This window comes from Pseudomonas edaphica (genome assembly GCF_965277385.1).
Classification (GTDB): domain Bacteria; phylum Pseudomonadota; class Gammaproteobacteria; order Pseudomonadales; family Pseudomonadaceae; genus Aquipseudomonas; species Aquipseudomonas edaphica.
Genome location: NZ_OZ255725.1, coordinates 3,850,654 through 3,876,190, shown reverse-complemented (window position 1 = coordinate 3,876,190; position 25,537 = coordinate 3,850,654). Strand labels below are relative to the sequence as shown.

At 60.3% G+C, this 25,537-nt stretch carries 21 protein-coding genes; 11 read left to right on the top strand and 10 right to left on the bottom strand.

Annotated features, from left to right (window positions below):
• Positions 1-78 precede the first annotated feature (78 nt).
• From ACQY47_RS17505 to ACQY47_RS17475, 7 genes are all read right to left on the bottom strand, one after another.
• Complete coding sequence (locus tag ACQY47_RS17505; RefSeq protein ID WP_017138076.1) at positions 79-1,227, bottom strand: iron-containing alcohol dehydrogenase; 1,149 nt, start codon at positions 1,225-1,227, stop codon at positions 79-81.
• 196 nt (positions 1,228-1,423) lie between these two features.
• Positions 1,424-2,248, bottom strand: a complete 825-nt coding sequence (locus tag ACQY47_RS17500) for an ABC transporter permease (protein WP_017138075.1) — start codon at positions 2,246-2,248, stop codon at positions 1,424-1,426.
• 12 nt (positions 2,249-2,260) lie between these two features.
• Positions 2,261-3,493, bottom strand: coding sequence for an ABC transporter permease (locus ACQY47_RS17495; protein ID WP_017138074.1), 1,233 nt, complete (start codon positions 3,491-3,493; stop codon positions 2,261-2,263).
• A 166-nt stretch (positions 3,494-3,659) separates the two neighbouring features.
• Positions 3,660-4,700, bottom strand: coding sequence for an ABC transporter substrate-binding protein (locus ACQY47_RS17490; RefSeq protein ID WP_017138073.1), 1,041 nt, complete (start codon positions 4,698-4,700; stop codon positions 3,660-3,662).
• A gap of 43 nt (positions 4,701-4,743) precedes the next feature.
• Entirely contained in the window at positions 4,744-5,856 is a 1,113-nt protein-coding gene (locus ACQY47_RS17485; protein ID WP_017138072.1) for an ABC transporter ATP-binding protein, read from the bottom strand.
• A gap of 322 nt (positions 5,857-6,178) precedes the next feature.
• Positions 6,179-6,808 (bottom strand): response regulator, encoded by a 630-nt coding sequence (locus ACQY47_RS17480; protein ID WP_017138071.1) that lies wholly within the window; start codon positions 6,806-6,808, stop codon positions 6,179-6,181.
• 18 nt (positions 6,809-6,826) lie between these two features.
• The gene (locus ACQY47_RS17475) at positions 6,827-8,821 is read right to left on the bottom strand and encodes a PAS domain-containing sensor histidine kinase (RefSeq protein ID WP_428550593.1); all 1,995 of its coding nucleotides are present in this window, start codon (positions 8,819-8,821) and stop codon (positions 6,827-6,829) included.
• A gap of 77 nt (positions 8,822-8,898) precedes the next feature.
• On the opposite strand from ACQY47_RS17475, the gene ACQY47_RS17470 reads away from it, so the two are divergent.
• Complete coding sequence (locus tag ACQY47_RS17470) at positions 8,899-9,873, top strand: alpha/beta hydrolase family protein (protein WP_170040780.1); 975 nt, start codon at positions 8,899-8,901, stop codon at positions 9,871-9,873.
• A gap of 143 nt (positions 9,874-10,016) precedes the next feature.
• Here ACQY47_RS17470 and ACQY47_RS17465 read toward each other — a convergent pair whose 3' ends face one another.
• Genes ACQY47_RS17465 through ACQY47_RS17455 form a run of 3 tightly spaced genes read right to left on the bottom strand, consistent with a single transcriptional unit; the run spans position 10,017 to position 12,482 of the window.
• Positions 10,017-10,784: a TerB family tellurite resistance protein gene (locus tag ACQY47_RS17465; protein WP_428550589.1), complete on the bottom strand. Its 768-nt coding sequence runs from the start codon at positions 10,782-10,784 to the stop codon at positions 10,017-10,019.
• Between the two features lies 1 nt (position 10,785).
• Complete coding sequence (murU, locus tag ACQY47_RS17460; RefSeq protein WP_428550586.1) at positions 10,786-11,460, bottom strand: N-acetylmuramate alpha-1-phosphate uridylyltransferase MurU; 675 nt, start codon at positions 11,458-11,460, stop codon at positions 10,786-10,788.
• Positions 11,457-12,482, bottom strand: a complete 1,026-nt coding sequence (locus tag ACQY47_RS17455) for an aminoglycoside phosphotransferase family protein (protein ID WP_236446325.1) — start codon at positions 12,480-12,482, stop codon at positions 11,457-11,459. Before ACQY47_RS17455 ends, murU begins: the two co-directional genes overlap by 4 nt.
• Before the next feature lie 130 nt (positions 12,483-12,612).
• On the opposite strand from ACQY47_RS17455, the gene ACQY47_RS17450 reads away from it, so the two are divergent.
• The 10 genes from ACQY47_RS17450 (at position 12,613) to ACQY47_RS17405 (ending at position 25,487) form a co-directional block, all read left to right on the top strand.
• The gene (locus ACQY47_RS17450) at positions 12,613-15,423 is read left to right on the top strand and encodes an LPS-assembly protein LptD (protein ID WP_169987477.1); all 2,811 of its coding nucleotides are present in this window, start codon (positions 12,613-12,615) and stop codon (positions 15,421-15,423) included.
• Positions 15,398-16,738 (top strand): peptidylprolyl isomerase, encoded by a 1,341-nt coding sequence (locus tag ACQY47_RS17445; protein WP_017138064.1) that lies wholly within the window; start codon positions 15,398-15,400, stop codon positions 16,736-16,738. The genes ACQY47_RS17450 and ACQY47_RS17445 overlap by 26 nt, the downstream gene beginning before the upstream one ends.
• Entirely contained in the window at positions 16,735-17,724 is a 990-nt protein-coding gene (gene pdxA, locus ACQY47_RS17440) for a 4-hydroxythreonine-4-phosphate dehydrogenase PdxA (RefSeq protein WP_428550581.1), read from the top strand. Before ACQY47_RS17445 ends, pdxA begins: the two co-directional genes overlap by 4 nt.
• A complete protein-coding gene (gene rsmA, locus ACQY47_RS17435; RefSeq protein ID WP_056857851.1) occupies positions 17,721-18,533 on the top strand; it encodes a 16S rRNA (adenine(1518)-N(6)/adenine(1519)-N(6))-dimethyltransferase RsmA in 813 nt (270 codons plus the stop codon). The genes pdxA and rsmA overlap by 4 nt, the downstream gene beginning before the upstream one ends.
• Before the next feature lie 231 nt (positions 18,534-18,764).
• A complete protein-coding gene (apaG, locus tag ACQY47_RS17430) occupies positions 18,765-19,145 on the top strand; it encodes a Co2+/Mg2+ efflux protein ApaG (RefSeq protein WP_017138061.1) in 381 nt (126 codons plus the stop codon).
• Positions 19,145-19,993 (top strand): symmetrical bis(5'-nucleosyl)-tetraphosphatase, encoded by an 849-nt coding sequence (locus ACQY47_RS17425; RefSeq protein WP_428550577.1) that lies wholly within the window; start codon positions 19,145-19,147, stop codon positions 19,991-19,993. Before apaG ends, ACQY47_RS17425 begins: the two co-directional genes overlap by 1 nt.
• Positions 19,994-20,002: 9 nt before the next feature.
• On the top strand, positions 20,003-20,332 hold the full coding sequence (glpE, locus tag ACQY47_RS17420; protein ID WP_017138059.1) for a thiosulfate sulfurtransferase GlpE: 330 nt from the start codon (positions 20,003-20,005) through the stop codon (positions 20,330-20,332).
• Between the two features lie 285 nt (positions 20,333-20,617).
• Positions 20,618-22,540: a PrkA family serine protein kinase gene (locus ACQY47_RS17415; protein WP_026013778.1), complete on the top strand. Its 1,923-nt coding sequence runs from the start codon at positions 20,618-20,620 to the stop codon at positions 22,538-22,540.
• 113 nt (positions 22,541-22,653) lie between these two features.
• Positions 22,654-23,925, top strand: coding sequence for a YeaH/YhbH family protein (locus tag ACQY47_RS17410; protein ID WP_017138057.1), 1,272 nt, complete (start codon positions 22,654-22,656; stop codon positions 23,923-23,925).
• A complete protein-coding gene (locus ACQY47_RS17405) occupies positions 23,922-25,487 on the top strand; it encodes a SpoVR family protein (protein ID WP_017138056.1) in 1,566 nt (521 codons plus the stop codon). The genes ACQY47_RS17410 and ACQY47_RS17405 overlap by 4 nt, the downstream gene beginning before the upstream one ends.
• Positions 25,488-25,537: the final 50 nt, after the last annotated feature.

Here is a 25,537-nt window from a genome sequence, read left to right as displayed (position 1 = left end):
ACCTTTTTGAGCTAAATCACGATGGCGCGCATTGTATACCTCATGCTTTACCCAGCACACCGTGACCTAACTCAATGGTCAGTAAGCCGCCCGGTAGATTTTCTCGATATCCGCTGCGCTGAGCTTGCGCGGGTTGTTGCGCATCAGGCGTTCAATGCCCGCGGCTTCCGTCGCCATGGCGGGGATCGCGTCTTCCGGCACACCAAAGCTGCGCAGCCCTGCCGGGATTTCCACGGCGGCACATAGCCGCGTCATCGCCTCGACCGCCTGATCGGCGGCGTCGTTGACGCTGAGCCCGGCGGTATTCACGCCCATGGCTTGGGCAATGTCCTGCATGCGCTCCACGCAGGCCAGTTTGTTCCAGTGCATCACGTAGGGCAGCAACAACGCATTGCTCACGCCGTGAGCAATATTGAATCGCCCGCCCAGCGGGTACGCCAAGGCATGCACTGCACCGACGCCAGCATTGCCGAACGCCATGCCGGCCATCAGGCTGGCGGTGGCCATATCATCGCGGGCCTGCAGGTTGGCCGGATTGGCGTAGGCCTTGGGCAGCGCATTGGCAATCAGTTTGATCGCGCCGATGGCCAGCGCGTCAGTGATCGGCGAGGCATTCAGCGACAGGTAGGACTCGATGGCATGCACCAGCGCATCCACGCCACTGGCGGCGGTGACACTGCGCGGACACGTGAGGGTCATTTGCGGGCTGATCAGCGCAACATCCGGCAATAAGTAATCGCTGACAATGCCTTTTTTCAGCTGCGCGGCCTTGTCGGAGAGAATCGCCACATTGGTCACCTCCGAACCGGTGCCGGCCGTGGTCGGGATGGCGATCAGCGGCGGGCCTTTGCGCGGCACCTGGTCGACGCCGAACAAGTCCGCCAGCGCGCCGTGGTAACCGGCATAGGCCGCGACACTCTTGGCGATGTCGATGGCACTGCCACCGCCCACGCCGATCAGGCCGTCATGCCCGCCCTCGCGGTACACGCGCATGCAGTCCTCGACGATGGCGATTTCCGGGTCGGGCAGCACACGGTCGAAAATCTCATAAGTGCGCTCGCCCAGGTGCTCGAGCGCCAGCGCCACGGTGCCGGATTTGACCAGCGCGGCATCGGTAACGATCAACGGGTTATCCACATCAAGACGCGTGAGCTCGGCGGCCAGTTGTTCGATGGCGCCAGCGCCGGTCAGCAGTTTGTGGGCGATCTTGAATGAGGAAGTGCTCATGTGCGCGGCCTCTTATTAATGATGGGCTGGCACAAGAATAGCCGGGTATTTCAGGTTGCCCAGCATTCACGCACTGAATGGCTCGGTCGGTGTGGGAGCTGGCTTGCCTGCGATGCGACCGCCTCGGTTTTCCTGACATACCGAGTTGACGCTATCGCAGGCAAGCCAGCTCCCACATTTGATCCGGTTTCGACCTTTAGACTTGCGCGGTGCGCAGTTTCTCGCTGCGGCCTCGCAGCCATTCAAGGGTCAGCAACAGCAGCACCGAGAACGCAATCAGCAAGGTTGCCGCTGCGGCAATCGTCGGGCTTAAATTTTCGCGGATGCCGCTGAACATCTGGCGCGGCAAAGTCGCTTGCTCGGGGCCGGCGAGAAACAGCGTCACTACCACTTCATCAAAGGACGTCGAGAAGGCAAACAATGCCCCGGAAATCACCCCCGGCGCGATCAACGGCAAGGTCACACGGCGAAACGCGGTCAGCGGCGAGGCGCCCAGGCTGGCCGCTGCCCGCACCAGGTTGTGGTTGAAGCCCTGCAACGTCGCCGACACGGTGATGATCACAAACGGCACACCCAGCACGGCATGTACCACAATCAGCGAGAGGAAGCTGTTGCCCAGCCCCAGTGGCGCAAAGAACAGATAGCTGGCCACGCCAATGATCACCACAGGCACCACCATCGGCGAAATCACCAAGGCCATGACCAACGCCTTGCCGGGAAAGTTGCCGCGCGTCAGGCCAATCGCCGCCAGCGTACCGAACACCATCGCCAGCACCGTGGCCGCCGGGGCCACAATGATGCTGTTCTTCAATGCACGCATCCACTCGGCCGAGGCGAAGAAATCCTGATACCAGTGCAGCGAGAAGCCTTGCAGCGGGTACACCAGGAAACTGCCGCTGTTGAACGACAGCGGGATAATCACCAGCACCGGCAAGATCAGGAACAGCAGGATCAAGCCACACAGGATCCGCAAGCTGTAGAACCACACCCGCTCCACGGGTGACATATAAGGGCTCAGCATCGCCAACTCTCCTCAGCTCAGGCGCAGGCGACTGGCGCCGACCAGACGGTTGTAGATCAGGTACAGCACGACGGTCGCCAGCAGCAGCAAGCCGCCCAGCGCCGTGGCCATACCCCAATTGATGCTGGTGTTGGTGTAGAACGCGACGAAGTAGCTGACCATCTGGTCGTTCGGGCTGCCGAGCAGCGCCGGGGTGATGTAGTAACCAATCGCCAGGATAAACACCAGCAGGCAACCGGCGCCGACACCGGCATAAGTCTGCGGGAAGTACACACGCCAGAAACTGGCAAACGGGTGGCAACCCAGGGAAATCGCTGCACGCATATACGTGGGCGAGATGCCTTTCATCACGCTGTAAATCGGCAAAATCATGAAGGGCAACAGGATGTGCACCATCGAGATGTAAACCCCGGTGCGGTTAAACACCAGCTCCATGGGTTTATCGATCAGCCCCATGCCCATCAATGCGCTGTTGATCAGCCCACCGGACTGCAGCAATACAATCCACGCCGCCACCCTTACCAGGATTGAGGTCCAGAACGGCAGCAATACCAGAATCATCAGCAGGTTACTTTTGCGTGCCGGCAGGTTGGCCAGCAAATAGGCCAACGGGTAGGCCAGCAGCAGGCAGATGAAGGTTATTACCAAGCCCATCCAGAACGTGCGGGCGAAGATGTCCAGGTAGATGGCCTGGTCAGGCGTGGCCGGGGCCACTTCGCCAAGGTCATTGATACGGTGATCGACAGCCGCCAGCAGGTAGTACGGCGTGAGGCTGCTGGTATTACGCCGGATCGCCTGCCAGTACGCCGGGTCGCCCCAGCGTTCGTCGAGGTTTTCCAACGCTTCCTTATAAGAGGCGGGCGCTTCGGTAAACGGCAGCGCCCGCGCGGTTTTGGTCAACAGGCTGCGGTAGCCGGCCAGTTCCATGTTCAAGCGTTTGGACAAGTCGCCCAGCGTCTGGTTTTTACGCGCTTCACCCAGGTCTTCGCTGAGCGCCTGATACACCGGCTCACCCGGCAGGCCGCGACCGTCCCAGGTCTTGACCGCCACCACGGTACGCGGCAAACCGCCCACCACTTCCGGGTTGCCGACGCTTTTGTAAAGCAGCGCAACAATCGGCACCAGGAACACCAGCAGCAAAAACAGCACCAGCGGCGCAATCAAGGCCTGGGCCTTCCAGCGGTTGAGCCGCTCGGCACGCGCCAGGCGCTGCTTGAGGGTGGGGCTGGGAATGGCGATAACCATGGCAAACTCCGGAAATCTTCTAAGAGTTCCCTGTAAGCGGTGCTTTTTTGTGGGAGCTGGCTTGCCTGCGATGGCATCGCCTCGGTGTCACTCAAAGACCGAGTCGATCCCATCGCAGGCAAGCCAGCTCCCACACCAGCCTGCTTTCACAGAGGAATATGCGGTGTTACTTGGCCGCCCAGGAATTGAAGCGCTGCTCGAGCTGCTCGCCGTTATCCGCCCAGAAGCTCACATCGATCTGCACCTGGTTGGCGATGTTTTCCGGGGTGGTCGGCATGTCTTTCAACACATCCTTGGCCAGCAACGGCACAGCCTGGGTATTGGCCGGGCCGTAGGCGATGTTTTCCGAGTAGGTCTTCTGCTGTTGCGGCTGCACCGAGAAGGCGATGAATTTCTTCGCCGCTTCGGCACGGTCCTTGGCCAGGCCTTTAGGGATGGCCCAGGCGTCAAAGTCGTAGATGCCGCCGTTCCACACCACTTTCAGGTTGCTTTCTTTTTGCACGGCAGCGATGCGGCCGTTGTAGGCCGAGCTCATGACCACATCACCCGAGGCCAGGTACTGCGGCGGTTGTGCGCCGGCTTCCCACCACTGGATCGACGGTTTGAGTTCGTCGAGTTTCTTGAACGCGCGATCCTGGCCGTCTTTGCCAGCCAGCACTTTGTACACGTCTTTGGGGGCCACGCCGTCCGCCATCAAGGCGAATTCCAGGGTGTACTTGGCGCCTTTGCGCAGGCCGCGCTTGCCTGGGAATTTCTTGGTATCCCAAAAATCCGCCCAACTGGTCGGTGCAGTGGCAAGCTTGTCGGCGTTGTACGCCAGCACGGTGGACCACACAAAGAAGCCCACGCCGCAGGGCTGAATCGCGCCTTTCACGTAATCGGCGCTATTGCCGAACAGTTTCGGGTCGAGCGGTTCGAACATGTCTTCGTCACAGCCACGGGACAGTTCCGGCGACTCCACTTCCACCAAGTCCCATGACACGCTCTTGGTATCGACCATGGCTTTGACCTTGGCCATTTCACCGTTGTACTCACCGGCGACGATCTTGCCATTGCCCGCGCTTTCCCACGGAGTGTAAAAGGCTTTGACCTGAGCCGCCTTGTTCGCGCCACCGAAGGATACGACCGTCAGGTCCGGGCCTGCCATGGCCTGTGTCGCGCCCATCAAGCCGATGGCCAAGGCGGAATATTTAAGGGATCTCAACATTGTTGTTCTCTCCACGTGCAGGGTTGGTGAAGCCATGGGGCGATTAATTCGCCTCTAGAAGTGGGTCGAGTGCGCGAACGTGCTCGACTTGCCAGCCAATCGGTACCACGTCGCCGACCGCAAGCGCTGGGTCCAGCTCAGCGATCGGTTGTTTCACAAAAAAATCGGCCTTGCCGCAGACTTCCAGGCGCACACGCACGTGGTCGCCCAGGTAGATAAATTCCGCCACCCGCCCAGAGAAGCGGTTGACGCAGGATTCACTGGAGCCATTGAGGCTGACGCGCTCCGGGCGTACTGACAGGGTCACCGGGCCGCCGAGCTGGCCGACATTCACTGCCAGCGCCTCGACCTTTTCACCGCGCGCCAACTCCACCACACAGCGTTCGCCGGTGTGGCTGTGCAAGCGGCCATTGAGTCGGTTGTTCTCGCCGATGAAGTTGGCGACGAACGTGTTTTTTGGCTCTTCGTACAGCGTGCGCGGCGCGGCGATCTGCTGGATCTCGCCCTGGTGGAACACCGCCACGCGGTCGGACATGGTCAAGGCTTCGCCCTGGTCGTGGGTCACGTACACCACGGTCACGCCGAGGCGCTGGTGCAGGTGCTTGATCTCCATCTGCATGTGTTCGCGCAGTTGTTTATCGAGGGCGCCGAGGGGTTCGTCCATCAACACCAGCTGCGGTTCGAACACCAGCGCGCGGGCCAAGGCCACTCGCTGTTGCTGACCGCCGGAAAGTTGCGCCGGGTAACGCTGGGCGAAGGCATCCAGCTGGACCATGCTCAGCACGCGTTTGACCCGCTCGCTGATATCGGTCTTGCTCAAGCCGCGCACCGACAACGGGAAGGCCAGGTTCTCTGCCACCGTCATGTGCGGGAACAGCGCGTAGTTCTGGAACACCATGCCGATGTCGCGCTTGTGCGGCGGCACGTTGTTGATAGCGCGCCCGGCGAGCAGGATTTCCCCGGCGGTCGGCGTCTCGAAACCGGCGAGCATCATCAGGCTGGTGGTCTTGCCCGAACCCGATGGCCCGAGCAGGGTGAGGAACTCGCCCTTGCGAATCTCCAGGTTGAGGTCTTTGACGATCAGGTTCTCGCCGTCGTAGCTCTTCTGCACGCCACGAAAGCTGACCAGCACATCATTTGAATCCACCTCGCTCATACCCGCACCTTTTGTTTTGGACTGCTGTGGCACAAAGCGTAGTCCAGGCGCGAGCCCCCGGAAATCGGGGGCGAGGAGAGAATCACATCAGCAGGATGGAAGGTTGGGGGTAGGGATTGCCCTACACGGATGGCGGGCAGAGAACAGTGCGGCGGCAATCGTCAGCGTCTGCCGGCAAAGCCTATGTCGTAAACAGATACGCGCACCTGGAGGAGCCCGGCTTGATCGTTCCCTCGCAGCCCAGGACGCTCTGCGTCCTAAAGCGTGACGCAGAGCGTCACAAGAGGCGTTACCACGCGGAGCGTGGGAACGATCGAGGGGGTTACAAGAGTTTGTGTTCCATGGCGTACTTCACCAGTTCGGCCAGGGAGGTGATATGGAGCTTTTGCATCAACCGCGCCTTGTGGGTGCTGATGGTCTTGCTGCTCAGCGCCAGTTGCTGGGCGATGTCATTGACGTTGGCGCCCTGGGCCAGGCGCTCGAACACTGAAAACTCGCGCTCCGACAGTAACGAGTGCAACGGCCGCGTATCGGTGAGGCCGACCTCAAAGACCATGCGGTCCGCCAGGTCCGGGTCGATGTAACGCCCGCCCGCCGCCACCTTGCGAATCGCCGTCAGCAACAGCGCCGGGTCACTGTCCTTGGTGGCATACCCAGCCGCCCCGACTTTCAGGGCGCGGGCAGCCATTTGCGCTTCATCGTGCATCGACAGCACCAGAATCGCGGGCGGGTTACTCAATGCACGGATGCGCGCAATCGCTTCCAGGCCATTTACGCCCGGCATCGAGATATCCAGCAACACCACCTCACAGGCGATATGGCGCAAGGTCTCCAGCAACTGCTCGCCATTGCTGGCCTCGCCGACCACCAGCAGGTCTTTGGCCAGGCCAATCAATTGCTTGATGCCTTCACGAACAATGGTGTGGTCTTCGGCTACCAATACGCGAATCACAGGGGCTTGCTCCTATCGTTATGCATCCAACGGCACCGTGACACTCAAGGTGGTGCCCTCCCCCAGTTCGCTGTGCAGGCTCAATTGCCCGCCCATCATCAGCACCCGCTCACGCATACCGACTACGCCAAAGGATACCGGGCGGCCGGGGTTCTCGACGAAACCGACGCCGTCATCGCTGATGGTCAGCCGCAAGTCGGCGCTTTCCACCGTCAGGGTCAGTTCGACAGTATGCGCCTGGGCATGACGCATCACATTGGTCAGCGCCTCCTGCAGGATGCGGAACAGGCCAATTGCCTTGGCATCGCTGAGGGCCGGCAGGTTATCCGGGACTTGTACCAGGCAGGGAATGTGCGTGCGCGCTTCGAAGCGGCGGGCTTGCCATTCAATCGCCGAGGCGATGCCGGCGTCGAGAATCGGCGGGCGTAACGCGGTCGCCACATCCCGGACAAGCTGGAACAGCTGGGCGATCAGGCGTTTCATGCTGTTCAGGCGCTCGGTCAAGCCCGGGTCCAATTGCGCATAGGCCAGTTCGCACATCGAGGTCTCCAGCTTGAGCACCGTGAGCATCTGACCCAACTCGTCATGCACTTCACGGGCGATACGCGCCTTTTCCTCTTCGCGCACGGTCTCAAGGTGGGCAGAGAGCTCGCGCAGCTGTATTTCGCTTTGCTGCAAGGCGGCCACGTAACGACGGCGCTCGGTGACGTCGTTGAGATAAACCACCAGGTATTCGCCCTCGGCAAAGCGCAGGAAGCTCAACGACACATCCGCCGGCAGGATGCTGCCGTCAGCACGCACGCAATCGGCGGCGAAGGTCTGCGGGCCTTCTTCGCTGGCACGCGCACGCTTCCACACGTCAAGCCAGCGGTCCATGTTCAAGGTCGGGTCAAAATCGATCAGCGGTCGCTCGATCAGCGCGCCCGCGGCGTAGCCCAGCATGGTCTCGGCGGCGCGGTTGGCGTAACGCACGTGGCTGTCCCAATTGACCCAAAGAATGCCGACCGTACTTTGATCGATGGAGAACTGCGTCAGCCGCAACGCTTCGGCACCGGCCGCACGCGCGGCGCTTTCTTCTCGGGCGGCCAGTAAGCTGTGTTCCAGCACTCGCTGGTGACGGCGCTGCCAAACCACCACGGCGAGGCTGGCGAGCAGGAACATCGCCAAGAGCAGGCTGAGGTTTTGCCACAGGCCCGGCGATTCCGTCAGCCGTGGGTATTTGGGTTGCAGCCAGCGGCTGTGCAATTGGTCGAGGTCGCGGGCGGGTATCGCGCGCAAGGCACTTTGCATGATGCTCGCCAGCTCCGGCCACTCACGGCGCGTGGCCACACGCAGCAATTGCGGCAGGCCGATATCGCCGACCACCGCCAGCCCGGCAAACTCCGCCTCGCCGGACAATCGGCTCAATTGCGCCTCATCCACCACGGCATAACGCGCCTGCTGGCTCACCAACAACTGCAAGGCCTGACGCTCCAAAGGGACGCCTTGCAGGTTGAGGTTGGGATAATTGCTGCGCAGGTAATCGGCGACAGCGCTGGGCATGCGCACGGCGACGCGGGACAGCTCGTCAAGCTTTTCCAGCTCCACCGCGCCGCCGCCCTCGCGAATACCGACGATATGCTGAGGCACGCGCATATAAGGGTCGCTGAATAACCATAGACGCAAGCCCGCCGGGGTTTGCTGCAGGCCCGGGGCGATATCCACCTCGCCATCGCGCACGGCGGCTTCCAATTGCTCCTGGCTGGGGAAATTGCGCCAGGTCAGGTCGATATTCAGCGCTTTGGCCAGCCATTGCATCAACTCGACATTCGCCCCGGACAAGCGCTGCAGGCGCCGATCGTATTGGGCGTACGGTGCCTGCAATACCAGGCCCACGCGCAACTGCGGGTGCTGCGCCAGCCATTCACGCTGCTGAGCATTGAGCTGCGCCTGCGGCGCGATAGGCGCAGGCGCGGCATTCGCCATCAAGGCAAAGCACACACAGCCGATAACCAGCAGACAGCGAAAACCCATGATCCACGTCTCACATCACTGACAAACACTGACCAACCCATTAGGCTGCTGGAATCACTTCTGGCCGGGAATTAACGATGCCCTTTACCCACCGTTCGGCACTGCCAGCATTGTGCCTATCGCTGCTATTTACCAGCGCCTTTTCTGTTCAAGCCGCCGACGCGCCTGCGCCCACCGCCGAAAAACCGGCTGAACGCCAAGCCCTGCCCGAGCGCAGCCAGGAAGAGGCCAACGCCCTTGAGCGACAACTTCCACGCCAGGAACAACAACAGTTGCAGGCCGGCACCGACTCATTTCTGGCTCTGTGGAAACCTGCCAACAGCGCCGAGCCCGAAGGGGTGGTGATTATCGTACCGGGCGCAGGGGAAAGTGCTGACTGGCCGCAAGCAATCGCGCCCTTACGGCGCAAGCTGCCCGATGCCAATTGGGGCACCCTCAGTCTGTCGCTGCCAGATGTGAACCTCGACACCTTGCCGCCACGGGTCATGGAGCCACCTAAAGCCGCCGTCGACACCAGCAGCAAAGACGGCAGCACGGCCGCCAAACCGATCGAACAAGCCGCCAGCGCCGAAGCCGAAGGCACTGACCCGGCGGTGGTGCCTGGTGCTGATGAACAAGACAAGACCGACGCCAAGCGCATCTTTGATCGCATTGACGCCGCCGTTGCCTTTGCCCAAACCCAGAGCGCCCGCAGTGTGGTACTGCTCGGCCACGGCACCGGCGCCTGGTGGGCTGCGCGCTACCTGAGCGAGAAACAGCCGTCCCAAGTGCAGAAGTTGGTGATGGTGGATGGCAAGACGCCAGCGGCCAGGCAGCCGGACCTGCAAAAACTGGCACCGGCGCTGAAGGTGCCGACGGCGGATGTGTATTACCAGGACGGCGCTCAAGAGCGCAAAAACGCCCTGGAACGTATGCAGGCCGCCAAGCGGGCGAAGAATGACAGCTATAAACAGGTGTCACTCAAGACCTTGCCGGGCAACAGTGCGGCTGAGCAAGAGCAGCTGTATCGGCGGGTTCGCGGGTGGTTGAGCCCGGAGCCGACCTCCAACTAATCCAGCCTGGCAAGCCGATCAACTGTGGGAGCTGGCTTGCCTGCGATAGCGGACTGTCAGTGACATCTGTATTACTGACACATCGCTATCGCAGGCAAGCCAGCTCCCACACTGATTGGGTTGTCACTTCCAAATGGTGGTGGCTACCTGAAATCCCGCCGTTCGCGAATCAACGCATAAGCATTGTGCAGCTCGCGGGTGCGCTCGGTGGCCTCACGCACTTGCGCCAGGCTCGCGCCACTGCCAGCGATCTTGTCCGGGTGATGGCGGCTGAGCAGTCGGCGATAGGCACGTTTGATCGCCGCCGGTTCGCTGGTGGACGTCACCCCCAGAATCCGCAACGCCTCCTGATACGCCCCGCCACGACTGGCCAATGGCTTGCGTTCGGGGGCGTAATCAGACGCCAGCGCCTGCAGCTGTTGCGGCGTCCACCCCAGCCACTTGCCCCATAGGTCAATCAGGTCGCGCTCGGCGTCATCGGCCCTGCCGTCCGCCCAGACCATGCGCCAGCATGCACGCAATACACCTTCTGCCGCATGGGGTTGGGCTTTGAGTACGCGCAGGTAATTGCGCACTCGGTCGGATCCCGACTTGCCACGATTGAACGCGGTAATCGCCCGACGCTGGGCCGGCTCGCTCATGTCCAGCGAGCGCATCTCCTGGCGCGCCTGCTGAATATGCCCCTCCACCACCCGGCCATTACTCTTGGCCAGGCGCCCCAACAAAACAAACAGCAATTCGTCGTTGCGCAACGCCGGGCGCCCGCCCAGGCGCTCGCGCAATTGCGCCCAGCTGTGCAACTGCAGGCGGCGATCCAGTGCCTGCCCCAGCAATGCGCCCAACAAGGCCCCCGGAATACTGGCAATGGCAAAGCCAGCCCCGGCACCGATCAGTGTCCCTGGCCACAACATCTTATTGCCCCGCAGTCAGCAGGGTTTCAACCTGCGCCAGACGCTCCAGCGTGCCGACATCAATCCAGCGTCCTGTCATGTGCTCTCCCGTTACCAGACCTTTGGCCATGGCCTGCCGCAACAGCGGCGCCAGTTTGAAGGCACCGGCGCTGCAACCCGCGAACAACTTCGGGTCGAGAACTGAAATGCCACTGAAGGTCAGGTTATCGGCACCGGGCGCGGCATCATGAAGCAGACCTTCGTCCAGGTAGAAATCGCCGCCAGAAGGGTGATGCGCCGGGTTATCGACCATCACCAGGTGAGCCAGGCCCTTGAGCGGTTGCTTGAGGAGATTGAAGTCGTAGTCGGTCCAGATATCACCATTGACCACCAGAAAAGGCTCCTCGCCCAACAACGGCAGCGCCTGGAAAATTCCGCCACCGGTTTCCAGCGGCTCGCCCTCGGGCGAGTACTGAATGCGCAAGCCAAACTGCGCACCATCACCCAGGTAGCTTTCAATCTGCTGGCCGAGCCAGGCATGGTTGATCACGATATCGGTGAAGCCGGCCTTGGCCAGCGCTTCAAGGTGATACTCGATCAAACGCTTGCCACCCGCCTGCACCAGTGGTTTGGGCGTGTGCAACGTGAGCGGGCGCATCCGCTCACCTTTGCCTGCTGCCAGGATCATCGCCTTCATACGCGCGCCTCGGTTGGTTCACGCAGGCTGGCGAGCAGCTCGCCCAACTCGTCCAGCTCCGGCCGGTCGGCCAGTACCGCTTCTATATAAGCAAAGAAACGCGGCACATCGGCCAGGTAGCGTGGCTTGCCATCGCGATGGCAGATGCGTGCAAAAATGCCGATGACCTTGAGGTGACGCTGCACGCCCATCAGGTCACTGGCCCGCAGGAACTCGTTGAAATCCGCCTGCACCGGGATGCCCAAAGCGCCAGCACGTTCCCAGTAGCCGCGTTGCCACGCCTGCACACGCGCCTTGGGCCAGCTGAGAAACGCATCCTTGAACAGGCAGGTGATGTCATAGGTGACCGGGCCGTAGACCGCGTCCTGGAAGTCCAGCACGCCGGGGTTCGGCGCGCTGATCATCAGGTTGCGCGGCATATAGTCGCGATGCACCAGCACTTTGGGCTGGGCCAGGGCACTGTCGATCAGGTTATCGCTGACGCGTTGCCATAAGGCCTGCTGCCGGGTGTCGAATTCGATACCCAAATGCCGGCGCACGTACCACTCCGGAAACAATTCCAGCTCACGGCGCAACAAGGCCACGTCATAGCTGGGCAGCGGCGCGTCCATCGGCAATTGCTGAAAAGCCAGCAACGCGTCGATGGCATCGGCAAACAATTGATCGGCGTTTTGCGCGTCAATCACGTCCAGATAGGTTTTTCTGCCCAGGTCATTGAGCAAAAGAAAGCCGCGCGGCAAATCTTCTGCATAAATTTTTGGCACATTTATTCCCGATTTCGCGAGTAAATCAGCGATATCGACGAAAGGTTTGCAGTTTTCCTGGGGCGGTGGAGCGTCCATGACGACGAACGTGCGACCGCCGCCCTCCCACCGGAAATAACGCCTGAAACTCGCGTCGCTGCTGGCCGCGGTCAATGTGGCCGGAGGTACGACACCCCAGTCCTGAGCGTTGAAAAGGATCGGCAACTGCTCATCCAGCCAAACTTTCAGCTGTTGTAAACGTAGATCTTGCTCGGGCATTACAAGGGTCTCCGACGGCGCTAGCCGTCAAGCGGGTCATGCTTTATTATCACGCATCTTTTTCAGACCATCGAGAGGCGTGCGGCCCAAACCGCGGGCAGATGGCACGCAGGAAGCCCGGACTAATAAGATGGCATTGAAATCCCCCGCGTTTCGTAGAAAATTTCCGTTGCTGGTAACCGGCAGTCTGCTGGCCATGCAACCTTTCGCCACCTCATTCGTGGTCGCCGCGGAACAGTATGACTGCTCAGTCTCTGCTTCGGGTGCCTGGGATTGCGCGCCAAAAACCGCCGCTGCCCCGTTACCACCGCGCCCGGTGCACGACGGTGCAGCCGTCAGCGCCGCTGGCAGCACGGCGCAAGCCGATGCTGGCGGCACCGCTGCGGCCGAGCCGAAGACCACCCTGGTCACCGAGTCCAAGGGCCGTGGCCTGCGTTCGCGCAGTGCCGACTACAGCCACCTGGACTGGGTGCCTCGCGACAAGCTGACCGCAGCCCAACTGGCTGAGACCGGCCCGTATTGCTCCGGCGCGTACATCGAGCCGACCCGTCCTGGCATGAACGACAAGACGGACAAAAGCGATTCGCCGACCTTCATCGGTGCCAAGGTGTCTCGTTACGAGCAGGAACAGCAGGTTGCGACCCTGGCCGGTGACGTCGTCATGCGCCAGGGCAGCATGCAGATGGAGGCTCAGGAAGCCAGCCTGTACCAGGCCGAGAACCGTGGCGAGCTGAACGGCGATGTGCGTCTGCGCGACAACGGCGCCCTGATCGTCGGCGACCACGCCGAGGTCCAGCTCGATACCGGCGCGGCCCAGATCGACAATGCCGAATACGTGCTGCACAAGTCGCGCATTCGCGGTAACGCCCTGTACGCCAAGCGTGCCGAAAACGCGATCATCCGTCTCAAGGACGGTACGTACACCACCTGCGAGCCGGACAGCAACGCCTGGCAGCTCAAGGGCAACAACATCACGTTGAACCCGGCCACCGGTTTCGGTACGGCCACCAACGCGACGTTGCGGATCAAGAACATCCCGATCCTCTACACCCCTTACATCTACTTCCCGATCGACGACCGTCGTCAATCCGGCTTCCTGCCGCCAAGCTTTAGCACCGGCAGCGAAACCGGCTTCACACTGGTTACGCCGTACTACTTCAACCTGGCGCCAAACTATGACGCCACGTTGTACCCGCAATACATGACCAAGCGCGGCATGATGGTTGAGGGCGAATTCCGCTACCTCACCAAGTCCAGCGAAGGGCAGTTCGGCGGCGCGTACCTGAACGACGACAGCGACGAGCGCAAGAATCAGACTGATTACGAAAAAACCCGTTACATGCTCAATTGGCAGCATAAGGGCGGGTTGGATTCGCGTGTTTCAACTCAGGTTGACTACACCAACATCAGCGACCCTTACTTCTTCCAGGACCTCAAGACCTACGAAGAAGGTATTCAGCCTCGCGACTTTGTGAACCAGCAGGGTTCCGTGACTTATCGCGGTGACTCCTATCAGGCGCGCCTGAACCTGCAGGCTTACCAGCTTGCGACGATTTCCCAGATCACCCCGTATAACCGGTTACCGCAGATCACCTTTAATGGGGCGCTGCCGTATCATCCAGGCGGTGTGAACTTCACCTATGAAACTGAAGCGGTTCGGTTTGATCGTGACCTGGAAAATGGCAACTTTACCGATGAAAACAACCTGGTTTCGCCTCGCCTCGACACGTTTGTTACGGGTCTGACCCGTGCGAACGGTACTCGCCTGAACGTCGCGCCAGCTGTTGATTACCCAATGAACTGGACCTACGGTTTTATTACGCCGAAGCTCAAGTACGTGTACACCAAGTACGATCTTGACCTGGACAGCACTGGCAAGAACCAGATCATCGCGCAACAGGCGGCAGCGACGGCAGCTAATCCCTATGCCGGTGGCAACTTCAAGAGTTCCCAGGACCGCGCTATTCCAATCGCCAGTATCGACAGCGGCTTGTATTTCGACCGCAATACCAACTGGTTCGGCAAAGACTATCGCCAGACCCTGGAACCGCGCGCGTTTTACCTCTATGTGCCTAACAAGGACCAGAGCGATATTCCGGTATTCGACACCAGTGAATACTCGTTCAGCTACTCCTCGCTGTTCCGCGATAACCGCTTCAGCGGCAACGACCGGATCGGCGACGAGAACAAGCTGTCCCTGGGCGTGACCAGCCGCTGGATCGAAGACAATGGCTTCGAACGTCAGCGCGTGTCCGTGGGTCAGGCGGTGTACTTCAAGGATCGCCAGGTTCAATTGCCGGGTGTCCTTGCTTCCGACCGCTCCGACGCACAGTCCGACGTGTCGCCTGTTGCCCTGGAATACGAATACCGCTACAACCGCGATTGGCGCGCCACAGCCGACTTCAACTGGGACACCGAAGAACACAGCACCCGCTCCGGCAGTGCAATGCTTCACTACCAGCCGGAAGACAACCCGAACAAGATCATCAACGTCGGTTATCGCTATCGTAACGACCAGGTTGTCTACAACCAGCTGACCGGCAAATGGCAGTTCGGTGGTGACTACGGGCAACCAGGCGACCCGAACTTCGTGAAGGATTACTACAAAATCCAGCAACACGACTTCTCGATGATGTGGCCGATCATTCCGCAGTGGAACCTGATCACCCGCTGGCAGTATGACTATGCCCGCAACCGTACCCTGGAAGCCTTCGGTGGTTTCGAGTACGACAACTGCTGCTGGAAACTGCGCGTCATCAACCGTTACTGGGTTTCCAACGACGAATACAGCCAGATCGCCCCGCTTAACGAAAAGGGTGACCACGGGCTCTTCTTCCAGATCGTCCTCAAAGGACTCGGCGGCCTGACCGGCGCCAAGGTAGAGAGCTTCCTCGACAAAGGCATTGAAGGTTATCGTGAACGTGAAGACCAAGCTTTCTGATTGCTTGCGCCCGCTAGTGCTGGGCGCGCTGTTCCTGGGGGCCGCATCGGCACACGCTGCGGTTCAACAGCTGGACAAGGTAGTGGCCATCGTCGATAACGACGTGATCATGCAGAGCCAACTCGACCAACGGGTCAAGGAAGTTCAGCAAACCATCGCCAAGCGTGGCGGCGGCGTACCGCCTACCAGCGTGCTGGACCCACAGGTACTGGAGCGCCTGATCGTCGAAAACCTGCAACTGCAGATCGGCGAGCGCTCCGGCATCCGTATTTCGGACGAAGAACTGAACCAGGCCGTCGGCACCATCGCTCAGCGCAATAACATGAGCATTGACCAGTTCAAGGCTGCCCTGGCCCACGATGGTTTGTCTTATGAAGACGCCCGTGACCAGATCAAGCGTGAAATGATCATCAGCCGTGTGCGTCAGCGCCGTGTAGCGGAGCGCGTTCAGGTGTCTGAGCAGGAAGTGAAGAACTTCCTGGCCTCGGACCTCGGCAAGATGCAGCTCTCCGAAGAACTGCACCTGGCCAATATCCTGGTTCCAACCCCAGACAGCGCCAGCTCCGAGCAGCTCAATGCCGCTGCGGCGAAAACCCAGGCTATCTATGATCGCCTGAAAGCCGGTGCTGACTTTGCCCAGACGGCCATCGCCATGTCCGGCAGCGACAACGCCCTGGACGGCGGTGACATGGGCTGGCGTAAAGCCGCGCAATTGCCACCTCCGTTCGACCGTGAGCTGAGCGCCATGAATGTGGGTGAAATCACCCAGCCAGCGCGTACGCCAGGCGGCTTCATCATCCTCAAGTTGCTCGGCAAACGCGGCGGCGAGACCTCGCTGAAAGACGAAGTGCATGTTCGTCACATCCTGGTCAAACCAAGCGAAATCCGTACCGAGGCGCAAACCAAGGAGCTGGCCCAGAAGATCTATGACCGCATCGAAGGCGGTGAAGACTTCGCCACCCTGGCCAAGAGCTTCTCGGAAGACCCGGGTTCCGCCCTCAACGGCGGCGACCTGAACTGGATCGACCCGAAAGCGCTGGTGCCGGAGTTCCAGGACGTCATGGCCAAGACCCCGCAAGGCGTTCTGTCCAAGCCGTTCAAGACCCAATATGGCTGGCATGTCCTGGAAGTCCTTGGCCGCCGCGCCACCGACAACACCACCCAGGCCCGCGAGCAACAAGCCCTGACCGTGCTGCGTAACCGCAAGTACGACGAAGAGCTGCAAACCTGGTTGCGTCAGATCCGTGACGAAGCCTACGTAGAGAACAAGCTGCCAGGCGCCGAGCAAACAGGCACCGACCAGGCAGCACAGTGAAACCCCAGCGTTTCGCGGTAACACCCGGCGAGCCGGCCGGCATTGGTCCAGACCTGTGCCTGCTGCTCGCCTCGCACCCTCAGCCACACCCCCTGATTGCCATTACCAGTCGCGACCTGCTCCTTGAGCGGGCCGCGCAGCTGGGTGTGGCTGTCACCTTGCTGGACGTGGCGCCGGGCAACTGGCCCGACCTACCCGCCCCGGCCGGTAGCCTGTATGTGTGGGACACCCCGCTGGCAGCCAAGGTGGTTGCCGGGCGACTGAACAAGGCCAATGCCGCGTTTGTGCTGGAAACCCTGACACGCGCAGGCCAAGGCTGCATCGACGGCGACTTCGCCGGTATGATCACCGCCCCGGTGCACAAAGGCGTGATCAACGAGTCCGGCATTGCCTTTTCCGGCCATACCGAATTCCTCGCTGAGCTGACCCACACCGAACAAGTGGTGATGATGCTGGCCACTCGCGGCCTGCGGGTTGCGCTGGTGACCACGCACCTGCCGTTGCGTGATATCGCCGACGCCATCACTGCCGAGCGTGTAGAGCGCGTCACACGCATCCTGCACACCGACCTGCAACACAAATTCGGCATTGCCCAACCGCGCATTCTGGTCTGTGGGCTCAACCCGCACGCCGGTGAAGGCGGCCATTTGGGCCATGAAGAAATCGACATCATTGAACCGACATTAGAGCGCCTGCGCCAAGAAGGCATGGACCTGCGTGGCCCATTGCCTGCAGACACTCTGTTTACCCCCAAATATCTGGAGCACTGCGACGCAGTGCTGGCGATGTACCACGACCAAGGGCTGCCCGTGCTGAAGTACAAAGGCTTCGGCGCCGCAGTCAACGTGACACTGGGCCTGCCGATCATCCGCACCTCCGTCGACCATGGCACTGCCCTGGACCTGGCGGGCAGCGGCAAGATCGATACCGGCAGCCTGCACGTGGCCCTGGAAACCGCCTATCAGATGGCCGAGACCCGTATATGACTGAGCATTACCAACACCGGGCGCGCAAGCGCTTCGGGCAAAACTTCCTGCACGACGCTGGCGTGATCGACCGTATTCTGCGTTCCATCCATGCCAAGCCAGAAGACCGCTTGCTGGAAATCGGCCCGGGCCAGGGCGCATTGACCCAAGGCCTGCTCAACAGTGGCGGCCAGTTGGACGTGGTGGAGTTGGACAAGGACCTGATCCCGATCCTCAACCAGCAGTTCGCCGGTATGCCCAACTTCAACCTGCACCAGGGCGATGCGCTGAAGTTTGACTTCAACAGCCTCAACGCCGCGCCCAACAGCCTGCGGGTGGTCGGCAACCTGCCGTACAACATCTCTACGCCGCTGATTTTTCACCTGCTGAACAATGCCGGGATCATCCGCGACATGCACTTCATGCTGCAAAAAGAAGTGGTTGAGCGTTTGGCCGCAGGCCCAGGCGGTGGTGATTGGGGCCGTCTGTCGATCATGGTTCAGTACCATTGCCGCGTAGAGCACCTGTTCAACGTCGGCCCTGGCGCCTTCAACCCGCCGCCGAAGGTCGACTCGGCCATCGTGCGCCTGGTGCCGCACGCGGTGCTGCCGCATCCGGCCAAGGACCACAAGTTGCTGGAGCGCGTGGTACGTGAAGCGTTCAACCAACGCCGCAAGACCCTGCGCAACACGCTCAAGGCGCTGCTGAGCAACGCCGAGATCGAAGCCGCCGGTGTCGACGGTGGCCTGCGCCCCGAGCAACTGGACCTGGCCGCGTTTGTGCGTCTGGCTGATCAGCTTGCGATCCAGCCTGCGCCGACCGTGGAATAAGCTGTAACTCGATACAACTGTGGGAGCGGGCTTGCCCGCGATGGCGGTGCATCAGTGACACATTCAGTGACTGACACACTGCATTCGCGAGTAAGCCCGCCCCCACAGTTGCTCCGCGTTATACCGATAGCGCTTGCCGCCTGCCCGACACATGTCTGGCCTAGTGCCCCGCTCATGGCCTAGACTGATCCGCATCTGCTGTCCTCCGCTTTTGCTCTTAAGGCCTCTTGCATGTCCGATCCTCGCTACCAGATCGACGTCAGCGTCGTCACCCGCTTCCTCGCGGACCAATCGCAACCTGAACACGACCGTTATGCCTTCGCCTACACCATCACGGTGAAGAACAACGGGCAGGTGCCGGCCAAACTGCTGTCGCGCCACTGGGTAATTACCGATGGCGACGGCCAGGTCGAGGAAGTGCGTGGTGCCGGCGTGGTTGGTCAGCAGCCGTTGATCGACATCGGCGCCAGCCATACTTACAGCAGCGGCACGGTGATGACCTCCAAAGTCGGCACCATGCAGGGCTCGTATCAGATGAAAGCCACCGACGGAAAACTGTTCGACGCCATCATCGCGCCGTTTCGCCTCGCAGTGCCCGGAGCCCTGCACTGATGACGACGTACGCAGTCGGTGACCTGCAAGGCTGCCTGGAACCCCTCAAATGCCTGCTGGAGCGCGTAGCCTTCAACCCGGCGAGCGACCGCTTGTGGCTGGTCGGCGACCTGGTCAATCGCGGCCCCGAGTCCCTGGAGACCCTGCGCTTTCTTTATAAGATGCGCGATTCATTGGTGTGCGTGCTGGGCAACCATGACCTGCACCTGCTGGCGGCCGGCAATAACATCGAACGCCTGAAAAAAGGCGACACCCTGCGCGAGATCCTTGAAGCGCCGGACCGTACCGAGCTGCTGGACTGGCTGCGCCGCCAAAAGCTCATGCATTACGACGAAGGCCGCAACATGGCCTTGGTGCATGCCGGCATCCCGCCCCAATGGACGCTGAAGAAAGCCCTCAAGGGCGCCGCCGAAGTCGAAAGCGCCCTGGCCGATGACAACCTGTACACCGCCTACCTCGACGGCATGTACGGCAACGAGCCGGTCAAGTGGGACAATGACCTCACCGGCGTGGCCCGCCTGCGCGTGATCACCAACTACTTCACACGCATGCGCTTCTGCACCGCCGAAGGCAAGCTGGACCTCAAGAGCAAGGAAGGCGCCGACACTGCGCTGCCCGGTTATAAGCCATGGTTTGCCCACAAGGAACGCAAGACCCGTGACATGAAGATCATCTTCGGTCACTGGGCGGCCCTGGAAGGCAAATGCGAAGAACCTGGCGTGTTCGCCCTCGACACCGGTTGCGTGTGGGGCGGCGCCATGACCCTGATGAACATCGACACCGGCGTGCGCCTGAGCTGCCAGTGTGAACCTCCCCCTTCTGTAACACTGCCGGGCGCCAAGCCCTAGGAGCCCGCCATGAGCGAATTCAAACGTATCCCTCCCGAACAAGCCCAGGCCCTGCGCGAGCAAGGCGCCGTGGTGGTCGACATCCGCGACCAGCCGACCTATGCAGCAGGCCACATCAGCGGCGCGCAGCATCTGGACAACCACAACATCCAAGACTTCATCCGTGCCGCCGACCTCGATGCACCGGTGATCGTGGCCTGCTACCACGGCAATTCCAGCCAGAGCGCAGCGGCCTATCTGATCAGCCAAGGCTTCTCCGACGTCTATAGCCTGGACGGTGGCTTCGAGCTGTGGCGTACGACCTATCCTGCAGAAATTGCCTCCGACAATTCGCAATAATTTTTTTCACACCCCGCCACCCCGCGTGACGCTTGGGCTTGCGCCGTTTCTGACGAACGGCGCAGCCAAACTAATTGCGCATCGCGCCTTGACCTCCCGGATTCCGAACTATCCTTAAGCGCAGGCCATCCGAATCAGGGGAGAGCCGGTACACCGGCGTGCGGGTCATCGGTAGCGTTTCAGGGTGTTCTGGGGGGAAAACAGCCAGTGGCGATCGCCAATGGCTGCCAGCATCGACTGATTGATCCGGCGTCGGCTCCACGTATCGAGCGAGGTGACGACGTCATGAGTATCTTTAGCCACTTCCAACAACGCTTCGAGTCCACCCAGCAGGAAGAACTCACCCTGCAGGAGTATCTCGAGCTGTGCAAAAAGGACCGCAGCACCTACGCATCTGCCGCCGAACGCCTGCTGCTGGCGATTGGTGAGCCGGAGCTGGTAGACACCTCGAACAATTCGCGCCTGTCGCGAATATTCTCCAACAAGGTGATTCGCCGCTACCCGGCCTTTGAAGACTTCCACGGCATGGAAGAATGCATCGACCAGATCGTCTCCTACTTCCGCCACGCCGCCCAAGGCCTGGAAGAGAAGAAACAGATCCTCTACCTGCTCGGCCCGGTCGGCGGCGGTAAGTCGTCCCTGGCGGAAAAGCTCAAACAACTGATCGAAAAGGTGCCCTTCTACGCCATCAAGGGCTCGCCGGTGTTCGAGTCGCCTTTGGGGTTGTTCAACGCCACGGAAGATGGCGCGATCCTCGAAGAAGACTTCGGCATCCCACGCCGCTACCTCAATACCATCATGTCGCCGTGGGCCACCAAACGGCTGTCGGAGTTTGGCGGCGACATCAGCCAGTTCCGCGTGGTGAAACTCTACCCGTCGATCCTCAACCAGATCGGCGTGGCCAAGACCGAGCCAGGTGACGAGAACAACCAGGACATCTCGGCGCTGGTGGGCAAGGTCGATATCCGCAAACTCGAGGAATTCCCACAGAACGACGCCGACGCCTACAGCTACTCGGGCGCACTGTGCCGGGCCAACCAGGGCCTGATGGAGTTCGTGGAAATGTTCAAGGCGCCGATCAAGGTGCTGCACCCACTGCTTACCGCCACCCAGGAAGGCAACTACAACAGTACCGAAGGTCTGGGCGCGATTCCGTTCACCGGGATCCTGCTGGCTCACTCCAACGAATCGGAATGGCATACCTTCCGCAACAACAAGAACAACGAAGCCTTCATCGACCGGATCTACATCGTCAAGGTGCCGTACTGCCTGCGGGTCAGTGATGAAATCAAGATTTACGACAAGCTGCTGTTCAACAGCTCCCTGGCCAAGGCCCATTGCGCGCCTGACACCCTGAAGATGCTTGCCCAGTTCACCGTGCTCTCGCGCCTCAAGGAGCCGGAAAACTCGAACATCTACTCGAAAATGCGCGTGTACGACGGCGAAAACCTCAAGGACACCGACCCCAAGGCCAAGTCGATCCAGGAATATCGCGACACGGCGGGCGTGGATGAGGGCATGAACGGCCTTTCCACCCGTTTCGCGTTCAAGATCCTCTCCAAGGTCTTTAACTTCGACCCGCACGAGATCGCCGCCAACCCGGTGCATCTGCTCTATGTGCTGGAACAGCAGATCGAACAGGAGCAATTCCAGGCCGAAACCCGCGAACGCTACCTGCGCTTCCTCAAGGAATACCTGGCGCCGCGCTACATCGAGTTCATCGGCAAGGAAATCCAGACTGCATACCTGGAGTCCTACAGCGAGTACGGCCAGAACATCTTTGATCGCTACGTGCTGTACGCCGACTTCTGGATTCAGGACCAGGAATACCGCGACCCGGAAACCGGCGAGATCCTCAACCGCGTGGCCCTCAATGAGGAACTGGAGAAGATCGAAAAACCGGCCGGCATCAGCAATCCGAAGGATTTCCGCAACGAAATCGTCAACTTCGTGCTGCGCGCCCGTGCCAACAACAACGGCAAGAACCCTACCTGGCTCAGCTACGAGAAGCTGCGGGTGGTCATCGAGAAAAAAATGTTCTCCAACACCGAGGACCTGCTGCCGGTTATCAGCTTCAACGCCAAGGCCAGCAAGGAGGACCAGCAAAAACACAACGACTTTGTTACGCGCATGGTCGAACGCGGCTACACCGACAAACAGGTACGCCTGCTTTCCGAGTGGTACCTGCGGGTGCGTAAATCACAGTAAGGCAGCGACAGGCGCGTGCTGCCGGGCTTCTGGCCCGGCAGCCGACCGCTTGTCTCTAAGCTTCCAGCTCGCGGCTTGAAGCTTGTAACGTGAAGCTGCCCGGAGGGCTCCCCATGAGCTATGTGATCGACCGACGCCTCAATGGCAAGAACAAGAGCACGGTAAACCGTCAGCGTTTCCTGCGGCGTTACCGTGACCACATCAAAAAGGCCGTTGAAGAGGCCGTCAGCCGCCGCTCCATTACTGACATGGAGCATGGCGAGCAAATCAGCATTCCCGGACGCGACATCGACGAACCGGTGCTGCACCACGGCCGGGGCGGCAAACAGACCGTCGTGCACCCCGGCAACAAGGAGTTCACCACCGGCGAGCATATCCAGCGCCCCCAAGGCGGTGGTGGCGGTAAAGGCCCCGGTAAAGCCGGCAATTCCGGCGAGGGCATGGACGAGTTCGTGTTCCAGATCACCCAGGAAGAATTCCTGGAATTCATGTTTGAAGACCTGGAATTGCCCAACCTGGTCAAACGCAACCTGACCGGCACCGACACCTTCAAGACCGTACGCGCAGGGATCAGTAACGAGGGCAACCCGTCCCGCATCAATATCATTCGCACGCTGCGCTCGGCCCATGCACGCCGTATCGCACTGTCCGGTAGCAGCCGCGCCAAACTGAAGGAGGCCAAGGAAGAACTGGCGCGCTTAAAGCGCGAAGAACCGGATAACTTCGGTGATATCCAGCAAATAGAGGCCGAAATCGAGAAACTCAGTGCGCGCATTCACCGCGTGCCGTTCCTCGACACCTTCGACCTCAAATACAACTTGCTGGTGAAGCAACCCAACCCCAGCTCCAAGGCGGTGATGTTCTGCCTGATGGACGTGTCCGGCTCCATGACCCAGGCCACCAAGGACATTGCCAAGCGCTTTTTCATCCTGCTGTACCTGTTCCTGAAGCGTAACTACGACAAGATCGACGTGGTGTTCATCCGCCATCACACCAGCGCCCGGGAAGTGGACGAAGAAGAGTTCTTCTACTCGCGGGAAACCGGCGGCACCATTGTGTCCAGCGCCTTGAAGCTGATGCAGGAGATCATGGCCGAGCGCTACCCTGCCAATGAGTGGAACATCTACGCCGCGCAAGCCTCCGACGGCGATAACTGGAACGATGACTCGCCGATCTGCCGCGATATCCTGATCAACCAGATCATGCCGTTCGTGCAGTACTACACCTACGTTGAAATTACCCCTCGTGAGCACCAGGCACTGTGGTTCGAATACGAGCGCATCGGCGAAGCATTTGCCGATACGTTCGCCCAGCAGCAACTGGTCTCGGCCGGCGATATCTACCCGGTCTTCCGTGAACTCTTCCAGCGCAGGTTAGTGACATGACCGCCAAAAAAGAGCATAAGCGCCAACCCATTTCCACCGGCTCCGAGTGGACCTTTGAACTGATCCAGGCCTATGACCGGGAAATCAGCCGCATCGCGGCGGGTTATGCCCTGGACACTTACCCCAACCAGATCGAAGTGATCACCGCCGAGCAGATGATGGACGCCTACGCCTCGGTCGGCATGCCCTTGGGCTACCATCATTGGTCCTATGGCAAACACTTCCTCAGCACCGAGAAGTCCTACACCCGTGGGCAGATGGGCCTGGCCTACGAGATCGTGATCAACTCCGACCCGTGCATCGCCTACCTGATGGAAGAAAACACCATCTGCATGCAGGCGCTGGTGGTGGCCCACGCGTGCTACGGGCATAACAGTTTTTTCAAGGGCAACTACCTGTTCCGCACCTGGACCGATGCCAGCTCGATCATCGATTACCTGGTGTTCGCCAAGCAGTACATCATGCAATGCGAGGAACGCCATGGCATCGATGCGGTAGAGGACTTGCTCGACTCTTGCCACGCGCTGATGAACTACGGCGTCGACCGTTACAAACGCCCGTATCCGATTTCCGCCGAGGAAGAACGCCTGCGCCAGAAGGAGCGTGAGGAGCACCTGCAAAAGCAGATCAACGACCTGTGGCGCACGATTCCTAAAAAGGCCGGCAAAAACAGCGACAAGGACAATGCACGCTTCCCCGCCGAACCTCAGGAAAACATCTTGTACTTCCTGGAAAAACACGCGCCGTTGCTGGAGCCGTGGCAGCGAGAAATCGTGCGCATTGTGCGCAAGATCGCACAGTATTTTTATCCACAGCGCCAAACCCAGGTGATGAACGAAGGCTGGGCAACGTTCTGGCACTACACCTTGATGAATGACCTGTACGACGAAGGCCTGGTCACCGACGGTTTCATGATGGAGTTCCTCACCTCCCATACCAGCGTGGTGTTCCAGCCCGGTTTTGACAGCCCGTATTACAGCGGCATCAACCCCTACGCGCTGGGCTTTGCCATGTACCGCGACATCCGGCGCATGTGTGAACACCCCACCGAAGAAGACCGCCGCTGGTTCCCGGAAATCGCCGGCAGCGACTGGTTGTCGACCATCAAGTTCGCCATGAGCAGCTTCAAGGATGAGAGTTTCATCCTGCAGTACCTGTCACCCCAGGTGATTCGCGACCTCAAGCTGTTCAGCATTCTCGATGACGACCTCAAGGATGATCTGGTGGTGCCTGCCATCCACGATGAGCCCGGCTACCGCACCATCCGTGAAACCCTGGCAGCGCAGTACAACCTGGGCAACCGTGAGCCAAACGTGCAGATCTACAGCATTGATGTGCGCGGCGACCGTTCGCTGACCTTGCGTCACCAGCAGCACGACCGCAAACCTTTGGGCGAGTCCACCGAGGAAGTGCTCAAACACCTGCACCGGCTGTGGGGCTTCGACATTCACCTGGAAACCCTGCAGGGCGATCAGGTGATGAAAACCCACCACGTGCCGCCACGCACCGACCACAACGATAACGACTACGGCCGCCTGGACCTGGCCGTCGTACATCTCTGAAACAGCAAAGCCTCCATTGGTCCGGCTCAGGCGGTATCCTGTGCTGCTAA